We start from the raw sequence: 17,501 nt of genomic DNA on the forward strand, positions 1-17,501 counted from the left end.
TGAAATATCGTAATATAGAGGAGTGGTGATATGGCATCTATCAGCGGATTAGGAAGTACGAGCCTGAACAGTACATCCAGCTTGCGCGGCTACGGCGGACTGGCCAGCGGACTGGACCGGGACACATTGATTGAAAATATGACGTATGCGACAAGGAGCAAGATTGCCGCGCAGAAGCAGAAAAAGCAGACCTATAAGTGGACGCAGGAAGCAATCCGCAATATTACAGGGAAAGTGTACGAATTCAGCAATACATACATGTCTTATTCGTCATCTTCCAACCTGCTCGGAAGCAAGCTGTTCTCCAGGAACCAGGTTACGGCACTCGGAGCGAACAGTAATTATGTATCTGTATCGGGGAGCAGCGTGTCGGCAGATACGATTTCTATACTTGGAGTGAAAAGCCTTGCACAGGATGCGAAGATGACTTCTTCAAACGCCGTGTCCAACGAAACGATGCAGACCGGAGGGGTGAGTAATAGCCTGGCTGAGATAACGGATGCGGATGTGATATCGGGGGAATCTCTGTTCGTAAAGTACGGGACAAAGATGTATACGGTAACTCTTAACCAGAGTGCGGAGTATGATTACAGTACGCCGGAGAAGACGGCAGAATCCATCAATAAAGTGTTGTCTGGTATCACGATCGGCAATGGAAAGACGCTCGGAGACGTGATGGAAGTAAAAGAAAATGCGGGCAGGATGAGCTTCGTGAGCAAGGATACGTCAGGGAACACGCTTAAGCTTTCCGGATCCACCGGAGATCTGCTGAAGGATCTGGGCTTTTTAGGTGCGGACGAAAGATTTGAATTGCTGCCGGATTCCAGGACCGTCATTACGGCAGACGGGCTGGAAGGGGTGGAAGACGCACAAGTGACCAAGCCGATGTCGCTGGCGGAACAGCTGAGCGGGAAACAGATAAGCTTCTCTTATAATGGAACGGTCAAGTGGATTACACTTGACGAATATGATGCGACAAGCACGATGCAAAACGTCAAGAGCGATTTGCAGTCCAAGCTGAATGAAGCGTTTGGCAAAGGCAGAATCAAGGTAGACTTGACAGCCGATACTGCCGACAGTTCAAAGTCGCACCTTACTTTCAAGACGACGCTTCCGGGAGATCCTCCGAGTGAAGATAAAAGTTCCGTATTGTCCATGACCGCGGCAGACAGAGGCCTGCTTGGCAACCACAGCGTGTTTGGCATCCAGGGCGGGGAATCTAACCGGCTGAACCTTTCCGCAAGCCTGGCGGAATCCGGACTCATCAGAGGCAGCGGTGTGGACCCGAGCAGACCCATGACTATCAAAAATGCCGGGGGAGAAGAGATTGACCTGAAAGATTTGGGACTGGACTGGGACAGTTCCGTCAGTGAAATCATCAACAAGATAAATGAGACAAAAGAACTCGGAATCAAGGTTACTTACCAGTCCAACGCGGACCGGTTCGTTGTGCAGTCCACCGAGCAGGGGGCCAGCGGTGAGATTGATCTGTCAGGAGAACTTGCAGACATCCTGTTCGGCACGGAAGGGATTGACTACACGACAGATGACGGCAAGGATGCGGTTATCCGGGTGAGGTATGCCGGTTCCGGTGAGGAGATGGAGATTACGCGCGGCAGCAACAGTATGACTATCGACGGGCTGAACCTGACAATCAAAGGGACATTCGGCTACGATTCCTCCAACAACTACATAAACGGCACGGAGGCGATTACGTTCGATGCACAGGTAGATGTAGAGAATACTGCCAAGGTCGTAAAAGAGATGGTAGAGGCATACAATGAGGTTGTCAAGCTTATCCACAGCGAGGTGAGCCAGAAGCCGAACCGCAACTATGCTCCGCTGACGGATGAACAGAGGGATGAGCTGAGCGAGAGCGAGATAGAAAAGTGGGAGACAGAGGCCAAGAAAGGCCTGCTGTTCAACGATACAGATGTGAGTGCATTTGCTGACGGGCTCCGTTTTATCATACCGTCAGAGATGAGGTCGCAGTTTGAGAAGATGGGTATCACGGTCTCTACCAACTATGCAGATAATGGTAAGATCGTATTCGACGAAGAGGCGTTTAAGGCAGCTCTGGGCGAGGATCCGGACGCGGTTCGGGAAGCATTTTCAAAGGAAGCGGTGAAGAAAGAGGACGGAACCGTCACGAAGGGCGGCCTCATGACGAATATGAAGACCATAATGGACCGCTATGCTTCGATGACCGGCGCTACTAAGGGGGTACTTGTAGAGCGTGCGGGATCTGTCTATGCGCCGACTACCGTGTTGAAAAACGGACTGCAGAAGCAGATCGACGACATCGACGATTACATCGACCGGCTGAACGACAAGCTGAAAACAGAGCAGGACAGGTTCATCTCCCAGTTCACATCGCTGGAGACGCTCATATCTCAGATGAACTCCCAGAGCAGCTACCTCAGCAACATGTTTGCACAGTAGGAAAGAAAGTGAGTTAGGCATATGAATGAAAATGGTTACCGCCAGTACAAAGAGCAGTCCGTCATGACCATGACAAAAGGAGAGCTGCTGCTTCTGCTCTATGATGAACTGCTGAAGAGGCTGAAAAGGGCTGAGCTGGCACTGGATACGAAAAATTATGTACTGTTTGAACAGTCGGCGGGCCGCTCGGTGGAAATCGTCCAGTATCTGAAAGATACGCTGAACTATGAGTATACGCTGAGCAGAGAACTTTCCAGCCTTTATGACTTCTTTTTGTATGAGCTGAGCAGGCTGAAAGCGGGGAGGAAAAAAGAGATAATCCGGGAACTGCAGCCGCTGATCAAGGATTTGCGGGATACATTTGCGGAGGCGGAGAAGGCGGTATGAGCGGGGAGTATATAGATGGCCTTCTTAAGGAGGTTATAAAGGAGCTGAAAGTTAAATTCAGACATATGGATGAGATATGCCGTCTGACGAGAGAGCTGGCGGACGGCCTGTCCAGAGATGACAAGGTGACGGCCCAGATGGTGCTTGATATGCGGGGGAAAGAGCTGGAGGCGGCAGTGGCGTGTGACCGGAACATCCAGATTTATCTTGCCAGCGTGCAGGAAGAGGATATGCACAGACTTTCCAATCTGCTTGACGGCAGGCTTAAAGAGACGCAGCTTCCAGATTCGGACATGTGGAGAGAAGCGGCTGACATTGTGGAAAAAACAAAGAACATCTGGCAGCAGACAATGGAGATAGACCGGGTGACGAGCAAACGCCTGGCAGGCAGCGATTCCTATTATAAGCAATAAGAAAACCTTTGGAGCAATACAGGCGTGTACTGCTTCAAAGGATTTTTCTATGGTTTGGAAAGCACCCATACCGGTCCGCCGTCTCTTGCGGTTTTCGACAGCTGGCTTATAAGTGTTTCGGCAGCCCAGGTCACAGAAGACCGCTCCGGGCTCGCAGGGTCGGCAATCAGGATACATCCGCTGCTGTCATAACCGTAGGCGACGATAAAATGGCCCGTATCCGAAAAGTCTCCGGGTCCCATGAGCAGCACGAGCAGCTTGTCCGCAGACAGTACCATGCGCAGAGAATCCGGTGTAATGGCCGCAAGCTTTTCTGCTTTCAGCCCGTAGCTTTCAGCGCCCCGGGGAATAAGCCCGTGGACAGAGCCCCTGCCGGGAGAAAAATATCCGTTGGCGTATGACCACTTGGCGGTATCTACCGGTGAGACGCTCTGCCCCGTCAGTGAAGTGACTGCGATAGCGAGTGCAGTCGGGCCACATCCATAAGACGCCATGGGATCCCGCCCCCCGTACAGGTAGCCCGCCCAGGACGGATCGCTCTGGCTGTACATGGCGACAGGCATGCTGCAGCCGCTGTCGGATACAACCACCGGGGATTCTGCGTCAGCAGGTACTGCCGTACCGGCAGGCGCCGAACCGGCTTCGGAAGGAAAGGTTCCGGCCGAAGCCGACAAGGGCATGCTGCATAGAGCTGTGACACAGCAAACGGAAAGAACACGGGAAAAAGTCTTCATACGGACGACCTCCTTCAATGAATGATACATATCTATATATCGGTATATAATGAGGAAAAATAAGAAATGCAGAAGGAAATAAAGTTTAATCATGTGACGAAGATATTCGGCCAGGACACTATCGGCCTGGAAGATGCCTCTTTTGAAATAGAACATGGTGAGTTTGTATTTATCGTAGGCAGAAGCGGCTCGGGAAAGAGTACGCTGCTCAAGCTTCTGAGCGCCCAGCTGTTCCCCACGTCAGGGGAAATATGGGTGGGCGGCTGTGAGACAGGGCGCCTGACAAATAACCAGCTGCCCTATTACCGCAGGCAGTTTGGCATAATGGAGGCGGAGCTTGGCCTGCTGAACGACCGGAATGTATATCAAAATATCAGCCTTGCCATGTATGCCACGGAACAGCCGCGGCATCTCATAAAGAAGAGGGTAGAGCAGACGCTGTCAACCGTAGGCATCGCCCACAGGGCGCATGCCCGTCCGGGAGAACTGTCGGTAGGAGAGGCGGCCCGGGCGCTGCTTGCAAGGGCTATCGTCATGAATCCCAAAATTATGGTTGTCGATGAGCCCACCGCGAACTTAAGCCCGGGCGCCGCCTGGGATATGATGTGCCTGCTGGATGAACTCAACAGGCTCGGCGTGACTATGATTGTTGCAAGCCATTCGAGAGAGCTCGTCTCTATCATGAAGAAAAGGGTGATAACGCTTGTGGCGGGGGCCGTAGCCGGAGATGAAAAGAAAGCGATCTATGATTTGAAGAGGATGGACATATTTGAGGAGAAAAGGATAGTTCATGAGCGAGCAAAGAATAAGAAATTATGAAGTGAAATGCCTGCTTCAGCTGTTGGAAACATTAATCAACGGAGACGAGATTCCAAAGTGGAATAAACAGCCCGAGTGGGGAAGCCTGTACAAGCTATCGGATTATCATGGTGTGGCGAATATGATATACTATGCGGTAATCGGCATGGAGGGAGAAAAGCTGGCTCCGTGGAAGCCTAAATTTGAAGAACGGTTCCACCAGGCAGTGCTGGCAGAGGAGAGATATTCCTCCGCAGTGCCCGAATTGCTGGAACTGATGGAAGAATGGAAGATACACACGGTTGTCCTCCAGGAATACCGGATGCGCTCCTATTATCCCCAACAGGATATGAGAGCGCTCAAATGCGTCAGGCTATTGACAGAAAAAGGGAAAGAGGATAAGGTCAGCGAGGTGATGGCCTACCTGGACTATGAGAAGAAGGAATCCAGGACAGAAGGGGAGGCCTGGTATTACAAAGTTCCGGGCGTTATGGCTGTCATAAGGTCGGAACTTCCCTTTACGAACAAGAAGATGCAGAAATACTTTGCCATACCGGTCAAAAGCTATGAGAAAGAGAAAGACCACAGATATATACATACCTTTATTCCTGAGGAGTATTATATCCATATCATAGGCTGCGCTGCCGAGAATTACGCGCGGGGCAGCCTGGATATACGGGACATGGCTGATTTATGGCTCTATTATCTGAAGGTATACAAAGACCTGGACTGGAAGGTGATCAATAAGGAGCTGGAATATCTAAAGCTCGAGGAGTTCCACATGTATCTGATACAGCTTGCGGCATACTGGTTCGGAGGTATGGTCTTTCCGGAAAATGACGTGGTGTTTGATGCGATGGAGAAATATATTCTGACAAAAGGAGTGCAGGGGAGGAAAATCAGCGCAACTCTGCTCCCGCTCGTAAAAGAGGTGGCGGATTTTTACAAAAAAGATCTCAGAAGAAAACGAAGGGAACAGATTCTGGACTGGGCCTTCCCGCATATGGACTATATGGACACGATGTTTCCGTCCCTTCACAGAATGCGGTGGCTTCTCCCTGTCTGCTGGCTTCTGAGGCTTGGGCGGATGGGGAGGCAGCAGGCTTATCTTGCGGCGGCCAAACGAATCAGGAAAATCTGCCGTGCGTGGACTGCGTTCTGGCGTCCGAAGGCAGAGGCAGTACGCAATGCTATCGACCCAAAGAAAGAATACGTGGAGAGAAAAATCAGGAACTTCCGGCGCAGGAGCTTCGGATTTGCAGAAGATGTCCGTCTGGAACTGAGAAAACAGATGCAAAAGTTAAAGAGAAAACCTTAATATTCATACTTGAATGACGATAATCTAAATATACAGAAGTTTATTCAGATATGGAAGGAGGCAGCGGATATGGGTATTTCAATCGACAGCAACAATCTATCGAATCATTATATAAATAAGCTCGCTCAGACAGCCCAGGAGAGCAGGGCAGTCCAGAATGAGAAAGGGGACAGGAACTTTGACGAGATTCTGATTACCGCCAACAGCAGACAGATTGAGGAAAAGAAAATAACAGAGAATCTGACACAGAAGACGATGCATGAGATACAGATGACAACACCTCCGGAAAAAATAGAAGCATTGAAGAAAGCCGTTTCAGAAGGAAGATATGAAGTGGACGCGGATGCGGCAGCTTCGAGAATCCTCCTGCAGAAGGGAGAATACGCCGATGAATGAGTTCAGCAAGATATTAGAAGAACTAATTACCTTATTCCAGGAACTGACATCGATAGAGAACATCAAGCTGAATGCGGGGAGAACGAACCAGGTATCCGCGGTAGAAGAATGTATGACGAAGGAGCAGTCCCTCGTCATGCGTCTCAAGGGGCTGGACAAGGCACGTGAGAAGAAGCAGGAGGAACTTGGGTTCGGCGGCATGCGTTTTCAGGAGATATTGGACCGTTTCTCAGGGGCGGAGAAGGAAGAGCTCCTCAGGCTGTTCGAGTCTCTGAGCCGGGAGATCCAGATGTTCCAGGAAGTAAGCGAAGATGCGGCCCGGATGATAGAAGTGAATATCCGTCAGCTGGACAAGGAGATTCAGAAGAGGGAAGGCCAGCGATACGAAAACAGTGGAAAAGAGCTGAAACAGGAAAAGCACATGACAGACCGAAGCGTTTAGAATATAAGGGAGGACAGCAGAATGATACGTTCAACATTTGGCGGATTTACAATGGCACAGCAGGCATTAAATGCCAACCAGCGGGCAATTGACGTTGCGGGCCAGAACTTATCAAATATAAATACACCGGGGTATACGAGGCAGCGTCTCGATCTGGCAAGCATCTCGCCGGTGGGGGCCAGCTACAGCAGCTCTGTCTTCGACTGTAAAGTCGGCCAGGGGGTCATGATGAAAGGTATCACACAGATCAGGGATCCGTTTCTGGATATCCAGTACAGGAACCAGATAACGAAGGTGGGTACCGCAGACGCCACAGACGAGATACTCAGCAGAATAGGGGAAATCTTTGACGAGACAGACAGCGCCGCTGTCCGGGAGGCATTCAACGACGTCATTTCGCAGCTTAAGAATCTGGCAACGCCTCAGAATGCAGGAGAGAGCAGCATGGACAGGCTCGTGCGCTCTTCTTTTGAGACACTCATTAACGCCATCCATCAAAAAGCCACTGCATTGGATGATCTAGAGGCAGAGATGATAAAAAAGATGGAGGACTCCATCATCCCGAATATCAATTCCTGCCTGGAGCAGATAAAGAACCTGAACGAAGAGATCAAAAACAGCCAGGTACTTGGGAATCCGGCACTTGAGCTTCAGGATACGCGTAACCAGCTGCTGGACGACCTCGCTACATATCTTCCGATAAAGGTGACGTATAAGACCGATACTTCAAGCGGGGAAAAAGTAGACCTGCTGGAAGTCACGTTCAAAGACAGTGCAGGGGCGACGCACACGCTCATCTCAGATACGAAGGCGGGAAAATTCAGCTTTGACAGCACGGGAGGGATTCCTGTATCGGTGGAGGTGACGGATGCCCTTAACCCGGCGGCGGCGACCGATATTACGAATCTCATCCAGAACGGGGTGCTGAAAGGCAATCTAGACATGCTGAACAAAGCAGAGATATTTGACGGCACGGACATAAAAGGCATCGGATATTACAGAGGCATGTTTGACGCATTTGTGAACAAGATGGCCACTGTGCTGAATGACCTGAACGGGGATCCGCTGTTTGAAAAGAGTGACGGCAGCGGTGCCGGGCAGCCGTTTACAGCGTCCAACATCAAGATATCGGACGGATGGATGAACGGAACCGTAGCGATTAAAAAATCGGACGGAACCGGAGGGACAGACCCGTCTACGGCTTATGCGAATGTGCAGCTTATGATCAACGCGCTTATCAGCGACAAGCAGACCTTTACGATAAAAGACACTGGCGGGGCAGATATCACGATATTCCAGGGCACGGTTCAGAACTGTTTTGACAATATACAGGATGTACAGGCCATTGAGAGAAAGGCTTCTTCTTCCATACTGGATAACCACCTCACGGTGCTGAACCAGATTGCAGACTCGAGAGACGCGGTATCCGGCGTCAACATGGATGAAGAAGTGATGGACCTGATGCGGTACCATCAGTCTTACAATGCCGCGTCCAGACTTATGACAACGTTGGATGAGATGCTGGACAAGCTGATCAATGATACGGGTGTGGTAGGAAGATAGCAGGAGGTAGCAAGATGCGTATAACGACAAATATGATTAGAAGAAACTATCAGAATAATCTGAATTCTACTTTGAGCGGACTTGAAAAGGCACGCAGGCAGGCAGAGACCGGCAGGCGGTTCAGCAAATCATATGAAGACCCTTCTGCGGCGGCCAGAGCGACAATACTGGAAAACAGGTATGCCAGAAACAGCGACTACAGGAATGCGGTGGAGGATACGATGAAGTGGCAGGATACCCAGGAGGATGTCCTCATGCAGCTGAGCAATGTCGCAAAAGAAGTGAATAAGAACTACGGCGTGGAAGCTGTCTCAGGCACAAATGCGAGCGTGCGGGATACATATGCGGCCACATTCCGTGAGATGCAGAAATCTATGGTCTATGCCCTGAACACAAAATTCGGCAACGTATTCGCGATGGCAGGCTCCGACGGACAGAACGCGCCGTTCGAGCTAAAGGACGACGGGACGGTTACGTACCGGGGGCTTGATGTTAATGATCCGGCCAATGCCGCTGAGCTTGAAAAGCTTACAAAAGAGCACTCATATATAGACCTTGGATTCGGACTCACCTTTTCGGGAGGAGAAATCGTGTCATCCAGCGCATTTGACGCTGCCTTTCCGGGAATAAAGGCAGTAGGGTTCGGACAGGAGGATGACGGGACAAGCAAAAACATGATTGTGCTCATGGGGCAGATGGCAGACGTGCTGGATGCAGATGAATTTGACAAGGAGGCTTATGAGAAGCTCTGGACGCAGTTTGACAAGGGTGCGGGAGATATACAGAACTGCCTGACCGAGATAGGTACGAAGACAAAGCTTCTTACCTCTACGCAGCAGCGTCTGGATAATGAGAAGCTCAATATAACGACGCAATTTGACAGCACGGTAAATATTAATGAAGCAGAAGCGCTGATGAACTTTTCTTATGCCCAATACGTGTACAATGTTGCATTGAAAATTGGAACGAGCCTGTTGTCAAACTCTCTGCTTGATTTTATGAAGTAACATGTATATTGATTTTATGGTGAGGTGATGGATGATGAATCAATTACTTAAAATTACGACGATACCAATCGAGTATGAACTGAAGATTAATAACGCGAAGCTGGAGCGCAGAAACGGCACGGCAGAGATGGAAATCAGCCGCAATGAAGGCGGCATGAGCATCAGGAGCAGGCCGATCCGGCTGCATCTGGATACATATGAGGCGAGGAACTCCGTCGTACCTACCACGAAGACCTCGATAAGCGAGTCCGCACAAAAGGGGAAACAGGCGGCCTACCAGGCTACCGCCCAGTTCGCGAAGGAGGGGCAGCTATTGCTGAAGACCAAAATAGGTGAGGGCGGCGAAGCGCTGCGGTCCATGTTCGAACAGAGGACCGCATTGCCGACCGGACAGTTCCAGATGGGATTTGTCCCGACAACGGGGCCGGACATCAACTGGGAGGCGCCTTCACTTTCTATCAGGTACGAGATGGACAAGCTGAACTTCGATATGAAGATTGACAAAGGTGACGTCAAATTCATACCGGGAACCATTGAGCTTTCCATATCCCAGTACCCGGATGTGGAAATCGAGTATATGGGAGAACCGATATACGTTCCGCCGAGCGCGGCAGCACATTTTACAGGAGAAGTAGTAGATGTCAGGGCATAGGCGGATAAGGACAGGGGGAGTAATGGTATGATGGAAGAGAGAGGGAGCAGCTTTCCTTTTGAGAAAGAAGAACTGATCAGCTTTGAGGAAGGGCTGTTCGGATTTGAGAACTATAAACATTTCCTGCCGCTTCCTATTACGGAAGACAGTGACGCTGTACTGAATCTGCTCAGCGTAGAGGATGAGAGCCTGTCCTTTATCATCATGAATCCGTTTCTGCTCATGAACGATTATGCGCCCCGTCTGCCGGATGATATCTATCATAAGCTGGAGGCAGAGGATGAGGCGGATCTGTCTTTTTATGTCATATGCGTAGTCGGTGACAGCCCGGAAGACAGTACGGTCAACTTCAAGTGCCCGATTGTCGTCAATACGGTCAGCAGAAAGGCCGTACAGGTCATACTGGAGTCGGATACATACTGCTTCCGCCACACGTTAAAAGACATAGGAAAAGAGGAGGTCTGAATATGCTTGTCTTACAGCGCAAAAAAGGAGAGTCGCTCCTATTAGGAGAGGATATTCAGATTTCTGTCGTCGATATCGGTACGGATACGGTCAGGCTTGCGATTGAAGCGCCGAAAGATGTCAAGATACTCAGAAAAGAACTTGCGGAGGCTGCCATCGTCAACCAGGAAGCGGTAGCAGGACGGGACCAGATACAAAAGATAAAAAGTATTCTCAGCTCAGACCGGCATAACGGCTGATTTGGCGGGAAATATTAAACTGCCTTGGAAACGGCTGTTTCTAAGGCTTTTTATTATTACCGCACAAAGATGTTTGAGAGTGCAGGAGGTGTCATTATGAAAAGCTTTCATTCGGTTATTTATATGTTTCTATCCAGTCCGGGTATCTTATTTTTAGCTTCCATATTATTTACGTTTGCAAGCTTTCACTGGGTCAGGAAGTTACTTTCAAAGTTCCGCGTATCTGTCTGGACCGTACTGCTGGCAGGGAGCTTCAACGGAATTATCGCGGTGCTTGCAGAGACGGCGGCAGACAGGCCGGTACCGTATGTAATGATGGCCCTTGTGCCTATTGTTACCGTCTTGGAGCTCAGGCTTGTATCAAATGACAGCATATGGGCCTATCTGTTCATACTCTCGGCATTCCTCCTGAACTTTGGCGTGGTACACGATCTGGCCGTGGCCGCTATGGGATTGTGGTCCTACAGGGAAGTATGCTCTCCTTTCTCGGCGGAATATCGCATAGGGATATTTACGCTGGCTCTGCTTTCGGCATCTGTCATACTTTTCCTGCTTGCCAGGTTCATGCCCGCCAAAGAGCTGTCGGTCCTTATGCATTCGAGAGAAAAGAGCATGATTCTCTTCTCCTATATGGCTCTTGGCAGCGTAGCGCTGATTATTGCTTCAGCAGTCACGGTGCCTGTGCTGTTCAGTGACAGCATACCTGATAACATCAGCATTCCGGTGTATCAAGATCTGATATTAAAAGACCCTCTGATACTTGCGTGCAGCTATGTGATAGCACTGCTGCAATGCAGTGCGGAGCGGGCCGCTCAGAAGAACAGCGATCTTACGGAGGCGCTGCAGCAGGAGAAGGAGTTCCGCTCCGCCATACAGAGGCAGGCGATTGTGAGCTATACCGTCAATATACGAAAAAATTGTATTGTGGAAGGGCTTTCTTACTTTTCAAAATATATAGAATCCGGAGGACTCAATAACTACTCCCGCCTTCTGCGGGAAGAAATCTGCGCGAATGTGCATCCGGATGACCGTATGAAAGTGCTGGAAGAAAGTATACTTCACTCCCCAGAACGGCAGGTGGCCGGAAAAAACAGCAGCCATGCGTTCCGCTTCCGAATCTCTTCACAATATCTGAACAGATCTGTAAACTGGACGCTGCCGGATCCGTGCGGGTGTAAAGAAGATACGGAATGGATCTGGGTGGAAGCCAGAATCATTACCGTCAATGAAGACGCTACAGGAGACAATATCGCATATATTGACCTGATGGATGTGAATGAATGCGTGGAGCAGGAGAATGAACTCTTGAACGCGGCCCAGATAGACAGCATCACGGGGCTGTATAATCGTTCTGCGCTGGAAAAGCAAATTGAACTCCAACTGTGCGAACGGATTGTGGCGGGAGCTATGTTCATCATCGACATGGATAATTTTAAGATGGTCAATGACTCCTTCGGACACCGTGCGGGGGACCGCCTGCTGAAGGAGATGGCAACAGTAATCCGCGCCCACTTCCGCCAAAAAGACATCATAGGAAGGATTGGAGGAGACGAATTCTGCGTGTATGCAGCGAATCTCCGTTCCATAAAAAGCATTAAGGAAAAAGCAAAAAGATTAAATGCCGCTGCCACACGTACACATGTCACAGAGCAGGGGCGAGAGTTCCAGACAACAGTAAGCATTGGAATTGCGCTCTGTCCTGATTTCGGCGATGCTTATGACTCGCTGTATGAGCATGCCGATATCGCCTTGTATCAGGCAAAAAGCTCCGGCAAGAACACGTACTGCATCTACTCAGGGGAGCCCAGGGTGGAGTACAGCGGAAACCGTCCCGGGACCGGGAATGGGAGTAACGGATAATACATATGTTTTGGCGGCAGCCGGGCAATACAGCCCGGCTGCCGTTTGGTATGACGGGTAAAATACTACCAATTTTTATTCGTACGATACAAAAAATTTCATGTAAAAAAAAGTAAAAATTGTATAATTTTAATCTTGAAAAATCATAACCAATTGAAAGTAATTTAAAATTTGAAAATGTGTATAAAAATTGAGAAATGCAAAAAGCAGAATAGCTAAAAAATAACTAAAAAATACCTATATACATGCACATACATTTAATAGGAAGAGCTGTTGACAAAATATCTCATTGGCAGTAATGTGTATACAACTTTCGGATGCTTTCGTTTTAAAGTCATCCGGGAGTTATTACGTTTCAGAAAAAGACATGAAGGAAGGGGATAATACGGAAGAGCTGACAAAGAATCTGTTGGAAGAGTTAAACTGCCAGACCGTTTTTACGATTCCGGTATTTGGGGGTATCGCCGTGGATGAATCCATCGTCGTAACCTGGATCATCATGGCGGTGCTTACCATCCTGTCGGTTGTATTTGTGAGAAACCTAAGCGTGGAACATCCCGGCAGGCTGCAGCTTGCACTGGAATCTTCCATCGGATGGGCACAGGATTTCTTTGAGGGGATCATCGGCAAGGAGAACAAGAGGTATGTTCCCTATCTGATTACGGTAGCCCTCTACCTGGCGGTATCGAATGTGATAGGGCTGCTTGGCTTCAAACCTCCCACAAAAGACTTGAATGTGACGGCGGCGCTGGCAGTCATGAGCATGATTCTGATTGAATATTCCGGCATCAGAAAGAACGGAGGTAAGCACTGGGTGAGGCACTTCGCCAGCCCGGTTCCTGTAGTCGCGCCTATCATGGTGCTGGAAGTCTTTATCAGGCCGCTGTCGCTCTGCATGCGGCTGTTTGGCAATATGCTCGGGGGCTTTGTTGTAATGGAACTGATCAAGCTTGTAGTTCCGCTGCTTGTACCGATTCCGCTTAGTTTTTATTTTGATATATTTGACGGGTTGTTACAGGCGTACGTGTTTGTTTTCCTCACTGCTTTATTTATGAATGAGGAAATGGAATAGTAAAAAGTAGAAAAGGAGATAGAGAAGAATTATGATGGGTACAATTATAGCTATTGGTGCAGGAGTTGCAGTATTGACGGGCCTTGGTGCAGGAATCGGTATCGGGATTGCTACGGGAAAGGCGACAGACGCTATCGCCAGACAGCCGGAGGCAGAAAGCAAGATAAGCAAGACGTTGATTCTCGGATGTGCGCTCGCAGAGGCAACTGCTATCTATGGATTTATTATCGCTTTGCTGATTGTTTTCTTCTTAAAATAAGAGGAGGTACGGGAAAGTGCTGAGATTAGATTTTAATCTAGTATTAGAGATGATAAACCTGCTCGTTCTCTTTCTTCTGCTCAGGAAGTTTTTAATCCGGCCAATTACGAGTATCATGGAGAAAAGAGAAGCCATGATTGCGGACGGAATTAAACATGCACAGACGGAGCAGGAAAAAGCGCTGGAACTTAAGAAGCGGTATGAGGAGTCTCTAGGCGGTGCCAGGGAAGAATCCAGAAAACTGATTGAGCAGGCAAAGCTGGACGCAAAGCATGAGTATGACCGCATCGTAAGTGACGCCGATGCCAAGTCGGGCAGAATGCTGCAGACAGCCAGGGATGCTATCCGGGCAGAGAGAGAGCAGGCGATGCGCCGCATGAAATCGGAAGTGGCAGGACTTGCTATGGATGCGGCTAAAAAGATTGCAGCGGGGCAAAATGGCCGTGTTGACAGCCAGGCGGCCTATGATTTATTTCTGGAGGAGGCGGGTGACAGCCATGAAGACAGCTGATAGTAGCCGGGACTGCCGTTCCATGACGGCGGTCAGGTATGCAGCCGTGCTGGCGGAACTTGATGTACCGGAGGAAATTCTGACCCGTACGGCTGAAATCCTTGAACAGTCTCCCAATCTTGCAGAGGTGCTCGAAAGCCCGGTCGTACAGAAAGAGGCAAAGCATCGTGTCATTGACCGGATATTTCCGGCAGCCGTGAGAAACTTCCTGAAGGTTGCTGCGGATTATGGGAAGGCTGGATATGTAGTCGAAAGTATAGACATATACAAAGAACGGGTGGCGAGGAAGGCAGGAATCGTGACCGCGAGGCTTGTCTATGCCGAACCACCTGCCGGGGAACGTCTTGCAAAGATGGAACAGTTCATATGCAGGAAATACAAAGCGTCCGGCGTGCACTGGAAGATGAAAGAGGATAAGTCGCTTATCGGTGGATTCCTCTTGTACGTGGACGGCAGAGAGTATGACTATTCTGTACGGAGCCGCTTTGAAAGGCTGGAACAAAAATTAACCTGGAGGTGAAGAGATTGGGTGCAATCAGCGCGGATGAAATTATCTCGATCTTAAGAGAAGAGATAGAGAATTATGATACAGTGAGCAGAGACAAGGAAACCGGGACGGTGGTCTCTGTCGGTGACGGAATTGCCTCTGTTTATGGCATAGACCATGCCATGTATGGCGAGATTGTCACGCTGGAGACAGGTCTGAAAGGCATGGTGCAGGATATACGGCAGAATGAGATAAGCTGCATCCTCTTTGGAGACGACTCTGATATAAAAGAAGGGACTAAGGTGGCTCGTACCGGGAAGAGGGCCGGAATCCCGGTTGGTGACAGTTACATAGGAAGAATCGTGGACGCACTCGGAGCGCCGATTGACGGGATGGGTGAGATTAAGTCGGACGGCTACCGCCCCGTGGAACAGGAGGCACCCGGAATCGTGGAACGCAAGTCTGTGAGCGTACCGCTTCAGACAGGCATCCTGTCCATAGACTCCATGTTTCCTATCGGACGGGGACAGAGGGAGCTGATCATCGGTGACAGGCAGACAGGCAAGACATCAATAGCGGTGGACACCATACTGAACCAGAAAGGGAAGGATGTCATCTGTATCTACGTGGCAATCGGACAGAAAGCATCCACGGTAGCACAGCTTGTCAATACGCTCCGCTCTTATGGTGCTCTGGAGTATACGACCGTATTCTGCTCCACAGCCAGTGAGTGCGCCCCGCTTCAGTATATCGTGCCGTATTCCGCAACAGCTCTTGCGGAATACTTCATGTATCAGGGAAGAGATGTACTCATCGTATATGATGACCTGTCGAAGCATGCAGTTGCCTACCGGACAATCTCCCTTCTTCTCGGACGCTCGCCTGGCCGGGAAGCATACCCGGGAGATGTCTTCTATCTGCACTCGCGTCTTCTTGAGCGAAGCAGCCGCCTGAGCGAAAAGGCGGGAGGGGGTTCCATCACCGCGCTACCGATTATTGAGACGCAGGCCGGGGATGTATCCGCATATATTCCTACAAACGTAATATCCATTACAGACGGCCAGATATTCCTGGAGAGCGACCTGTTCAACGCGGGCATGCGTCCCGCGGTCAACGTCGGACTCTCCGTATCACGTGTAGGGGGAGCTGCCCAGACGAAGGCGATGAAAAAAGCTTCCGGCAGCGTGCGTATAGATCTGGCCCAGGCTCGTGAGATGGAGTCCTTTACACAGTTCAGCTCAGACCTGGACGAGGCCACGAAACTGCAGCTGAAATATGGAGCCTGTCTCACCGAGCTTCTGAAACAGCCACTCTGCCGCCCGCTCAGCCTGCATGAGCAGGTCATCACGCTCTGTGCGGCGACCAATAAAGTGCTTCTTGATGTGGACACGAAAGACATGAAGGAATTTCAGGCAGGAATGCTGGATTATATCGGGAAGACGTATCCTGAAATCGGAAAAGAGATAGAAGAGAAGCAGACGCTGGACGGTACGCTGACAGACAAAATCTTAAAAGCGGCTGCCGAATATAAAGAAAACAGATAAGCAGGTGTAACGATGGCAAACGCAAGAGAACTGAAAGAACGGATGGCAAGCATCCAGGAGACAAGGAAGATTACAAACGCGATGTATCTGATTTCTTCCTCTAAGATGAAGCAGGCCAAAAAGAGGCTGAACGATACAGAGCCATTTTTCTATGCGATGCAGGCTGAGATTGCCAGGATACTGAGACATGTCCCTGACATGCACAGCCACTTCTTCGACGGACGGCAGAAGAAGTCTTTGGATGAGCGGAAGACGGGATGTATCGTCATTACCGCTGATAAGGGGCTGGCCGGCGCATATAATCACAACATAATCAGGCTTGCGGAGGAAATGCTCATAGAACCGGGGGAACACAGGCTGTTCGTACTGGGAGAGCTGGGACGGCAGTACTTTTCCAAAAAAGACGGCCTGGAGGTCGATACGGACTTCCGGTATACGGTGCAGCATCCGACAATGCACAGGGCGCGTCTCATAACGGCAAAGATGACGGAATTGTTTGAGGCCGGAGAGCTGGATGATATCTACATCATCTATACGAGGATGCAGAATGCCATGCAGGCAGAAGCGGAGAAGATAAAGCTGCTTCCGCTCAAGCGGATGGACTTTACGCCGGAGAATATACCTTATCTGTCGGGGGTATACCGGGAAGCGGTTACGCTGTATCCTTCTGCCCACAGCGTGATGGACAGCATCGTTCCGAATTATATAAATGGCATCATCTATGGATGTCTCGTCGAGTCGTACTGCAGCGAACACAATTCACGTATGCAGGCGATGCAGAATGCTACCGACAGTGCGTCCGGGATGCTCGGTGAATTAAAGATAACTTATAACCGTGTGCGGCAGGCCGATATTACCCAGGAGCTTACAGAAGTAATCGGCGGGGCCAATGCACAGAAAAGGAAGTGAAAT

At 49.8% G+C, this 17,501-nt stretch carries 20 protein-coding genes; 19 read left to right on the forward strand and 1 reads right to left on the reverse strand.

Annotated features, from left to right (window positions below; genetic code table 11):
- The first annotated feature begins 30 nt into the window (after positions 1-30).
- The 3 genes from fliD to HMPREF0980_RS07630 are packed head-to-tail and all read left to right on the forward strand — an operon-like array spanning position 31 to position 3,242.
- Positions 31-2,442: a flagellar filament capping protein FliD gene (gene fliD, locus HMPREF0980_RS07620; RefSeq protein WP_049728554.1), complete on the forward strand. Its 2,412-nt coding sequence runs from the start codon at positions 31-33 to the stop codon at positions 2,440-2,442.
- 21 nt (positions 2,443-2,463) lie between these two features.
- Entirely contained in the window at positions 2,464-2,829 is a 366-nt protein-coding gene (locus tag HMPREF0980_RS07625; RefSeq protein ID WP_049728555.1) for a flagellar export chaperone FliS, read from the forward strand.
- Positions 2,826-3,242, forward strand: coding sequence for a hypothetical protein (locus HMPREF0980_RS07630; protein WP_049728556.1), 417 nt, complete (start codon positions 2,826-2,828; stop codon positions 3,240-3,242). Before HMPREF0980_RS07625 ends, HMPREF0980_RS07630 begins: the two co-directional genes overlap by 4 nt.
- A 47-nt stretch (positions 3,243-3,289) precedes the next feature.
- On the opposite strand, the gene HMPREF0980_RS07635 is transcribed toward HMPREF0980_RS07630, so the two are convergent.
- On the reverse strand, positions 3,290-3,976 hold the full coding sequence (locus tag HMPREF0980_RS07635) for a C39 family peptidase (protein WP_049728557.1): 687 nt from the start codon (positions 3,974-3,976) through the stop codon (positions 3,290-3,292).
- 66 nt (positions 3,977-4,042) lie between these two features.
- Here HMPREF0980_RS07635 and HMPREF0980_RS07640 point away from each other — a divergent pair, with 66 nt between their 5' ends.
- From HMPREF0980_RS07640 to atpG, 16 genes are all read left to right on the forward strand, one after another.
- The gene (locus tag HMPREF0980_RS07640) at positions 4,043-4,795 is read left to right on the forward strand and encodes a cell division ATP-binding protein FtsE (RefSeq protein WP_049728558.1); all 753 of its coding nucleotides are present in this window, start codon (positions 4,043-4,045) and stop codon (positions 4,793-4,795) included.
- Positions 4,767-6,092 carry a nucleotidyltransferase family protein gene (locus HMPREF0980_RS07645; RefSeq protein WP_049728559.1) on the forward strand — a complete coding sequence of 442 codons (1,326 nt, stop codon included), beginning with the start codon at positions 4,767-4,769 and terminating at the stop codon, positions 6,090-6,092. The genes HMPREF0980_RS07640 and HMPREF0980_RS07645 overlap by 29 nt, the downstream gene beginning before the upstream one ends.
- 69 nt (positions 6,093-6,161) lie before the next feature.
- Entirely contained in the window at positions 6,162-6,488 is a 327-nt protein-coding gene (locus HMPREF0980_RS07650; RefSeq protein WP_049728560.1) for a flagellar biosynthesis anti-sigma factor FlgM, read from the forward strand.
- A complete protein-coding gene (gene flgN, locus HMPREF0980_RS07655) occupies positions 6,481-6,930 on the forward strand; it encodes a flagellar export chaperone FlgN (RefSeq protein WP_049728561.1) in 450 nt (149 codons plus the stop codon). Before HMPREF0980_RS07650 ends, flgN begins: the two co-directional genes overlap by 8 nt.
- A 21-nt stretch (positions 6,931-6,951) precedes the next feature.
- Positions 6,952-8,493: a flagellar hook-associated protein FlgK gene (flgK, locus tag HMPREF0980_RS07660; protein ID WP_049728562.1), complete on the forward strand. Its 1,542-nt coding sequence runs from the start codon at positions 6,952-6,954 to the stop codon at positions 8,491-8,493.
- A 14-nt stretch (positions 8,494-8,507) separates the two neighbouring features.
- A complete protein-coding gene (locus tag HMPREF0980_RS07665) occupies positions 8,508-9,500 on the forward strand; it encodes a flagellin N-terminal helical domain-containing protein (protein ID WP_049728563.1) in 993 nt (330 codons plus the stop codon).
- Between the two features lie 31 nt (positions 9,501-9,531).
- On the forward strand, positions 9,532-10,152 hold the full coding sequence (locus tag HMPREF0980_RS07670) for a DUF6470 family protein (protein ID WP_330375873.1): 621 nt from the start codon (positions 9,532-9,534) through the stop codon (positions 10,150-10,152).
- A 27-nt stretch (positions 10,153-10,179) separates the two neighbouring features.
- On the forward strand, positions 10,180-10,617 hold the full coding sequence (locus HMPREF0980_RS07675; protein ID WP_049728565.1) for a flagellar assembly protein FliW: 438 nt from the start codon (positions 10,180-10,182) through the stop codon (positions 10,615-10,617).
- Positions 10,618-10,619: 2 nt separating this feature from the next.
- Positions 10,620-10,856, forward strand: a complete 237-nt coding sequence (locus tag HMPREF0980_RS07680; protein WP_049728566.1) for a carbon storage regulator — start codon at positions 10,620-10,622, stop codon at positions 10,854-10,856.
- 96 nt (positions 10,857-10,952) lie between these two features.
- Complete coding sequence (locus HMPREF0980_RS07685; RefSeq protein WP_049728567.1) at positions 10,953-12,716, forward strand: GGDEF domain-containing protein; 1,764 nt, start codon at positions 10,953-10,955, stop codon at positions 12,714-12,716.
- Positions 12,717-13,125: 409 nt separating this feature from the next.
- Positions 13,126-13,788: a F0F1 ATP synthase subunit A gene (locus tag HMPREF0980_RS07690; protein WP_049729163.1), complete on the forward strand. Its 663-nt coding sequence runs from the start codon at positions 13,126-13,128 to the stop codon at positions 13,786-13,788.
- A 34-nt stretch (positions 13,789-13,822) separates the two neighbouring features.
- Entirely contained in the window at positions 13,823-14,047 is a 225-nt protein-coding gene (gene atpE / locus HMPREF0980_RS07695) for an ATP synthase F0 subunit C (protein WP_049729164.1), read from the forward strand.
- A 16-nt stretch (positions 14,048-14,063) separates the two neighbouring features.
- Positions 14,064-14,558 (forward strand): F0F1 ATP synthase subunit B, encoded by a 495-nt coding sequence (atpF, locus tag HMPREF0980_RS07700; protein ID WP_049728568.1) that lies wholly within the window; start codon positions 14,064-14,066, stop codon positions 14,556-14,558.
- The gene (gene atpH, locus HMPREF0980_RS07705) at positions 14,545-15,078 is read left to right on the forward strand and encodes an ATP synthase F1 subunit delta (RefSeq protein ID WP_049728569.1); all 534 of its coding nucleotides are present in this window, start codon (positions 14,545-14,547) and stop codon (positions 15,076-15,078) included. The genes atpF and atpH overlap by 14 nt, the downstream gene beginning before the upstream one ends.
- A 14-nt stretch (positions 15,079-15,092) precedes the next feature.
- Complete coding sequence (gene atpA, locus HMPREF0980_RS07710; protein WP_442855434.1) at positions 15,093-16,589, forward strand: F0F1 ATP synthase subunit alpha; 1,497 nt, start codon at positions 15,093-15,095, stop codon at positions 16,587-16,589.
- Between the two features lie 12 nt (positions 16,590-16,601).
- Positions 16,602-17,498 carry an ATP synthase F1 subunit gamma gene (gene atpG, locus HMPREF0980_RS07715; RefSeq protein WP_049728571.1) on the forward strand — a complete coding sequence of 299 codons (897 nt, stop codon included), beginning with the start codon at positions 16,602-16,604 and terminating at the stop codon, positions 17,496-17,498.
- The last annotated feature ends 3 nt before the right edge of the window (positions 17,499-17,501 follow it).

Source organism: Dorea sp. D27, assembly GCF_001185345.1.
Lineage (GTDB): Bacteria > Bacillota > Clostridia > Lachnospirales > Lachnospiraceae > Extibacter.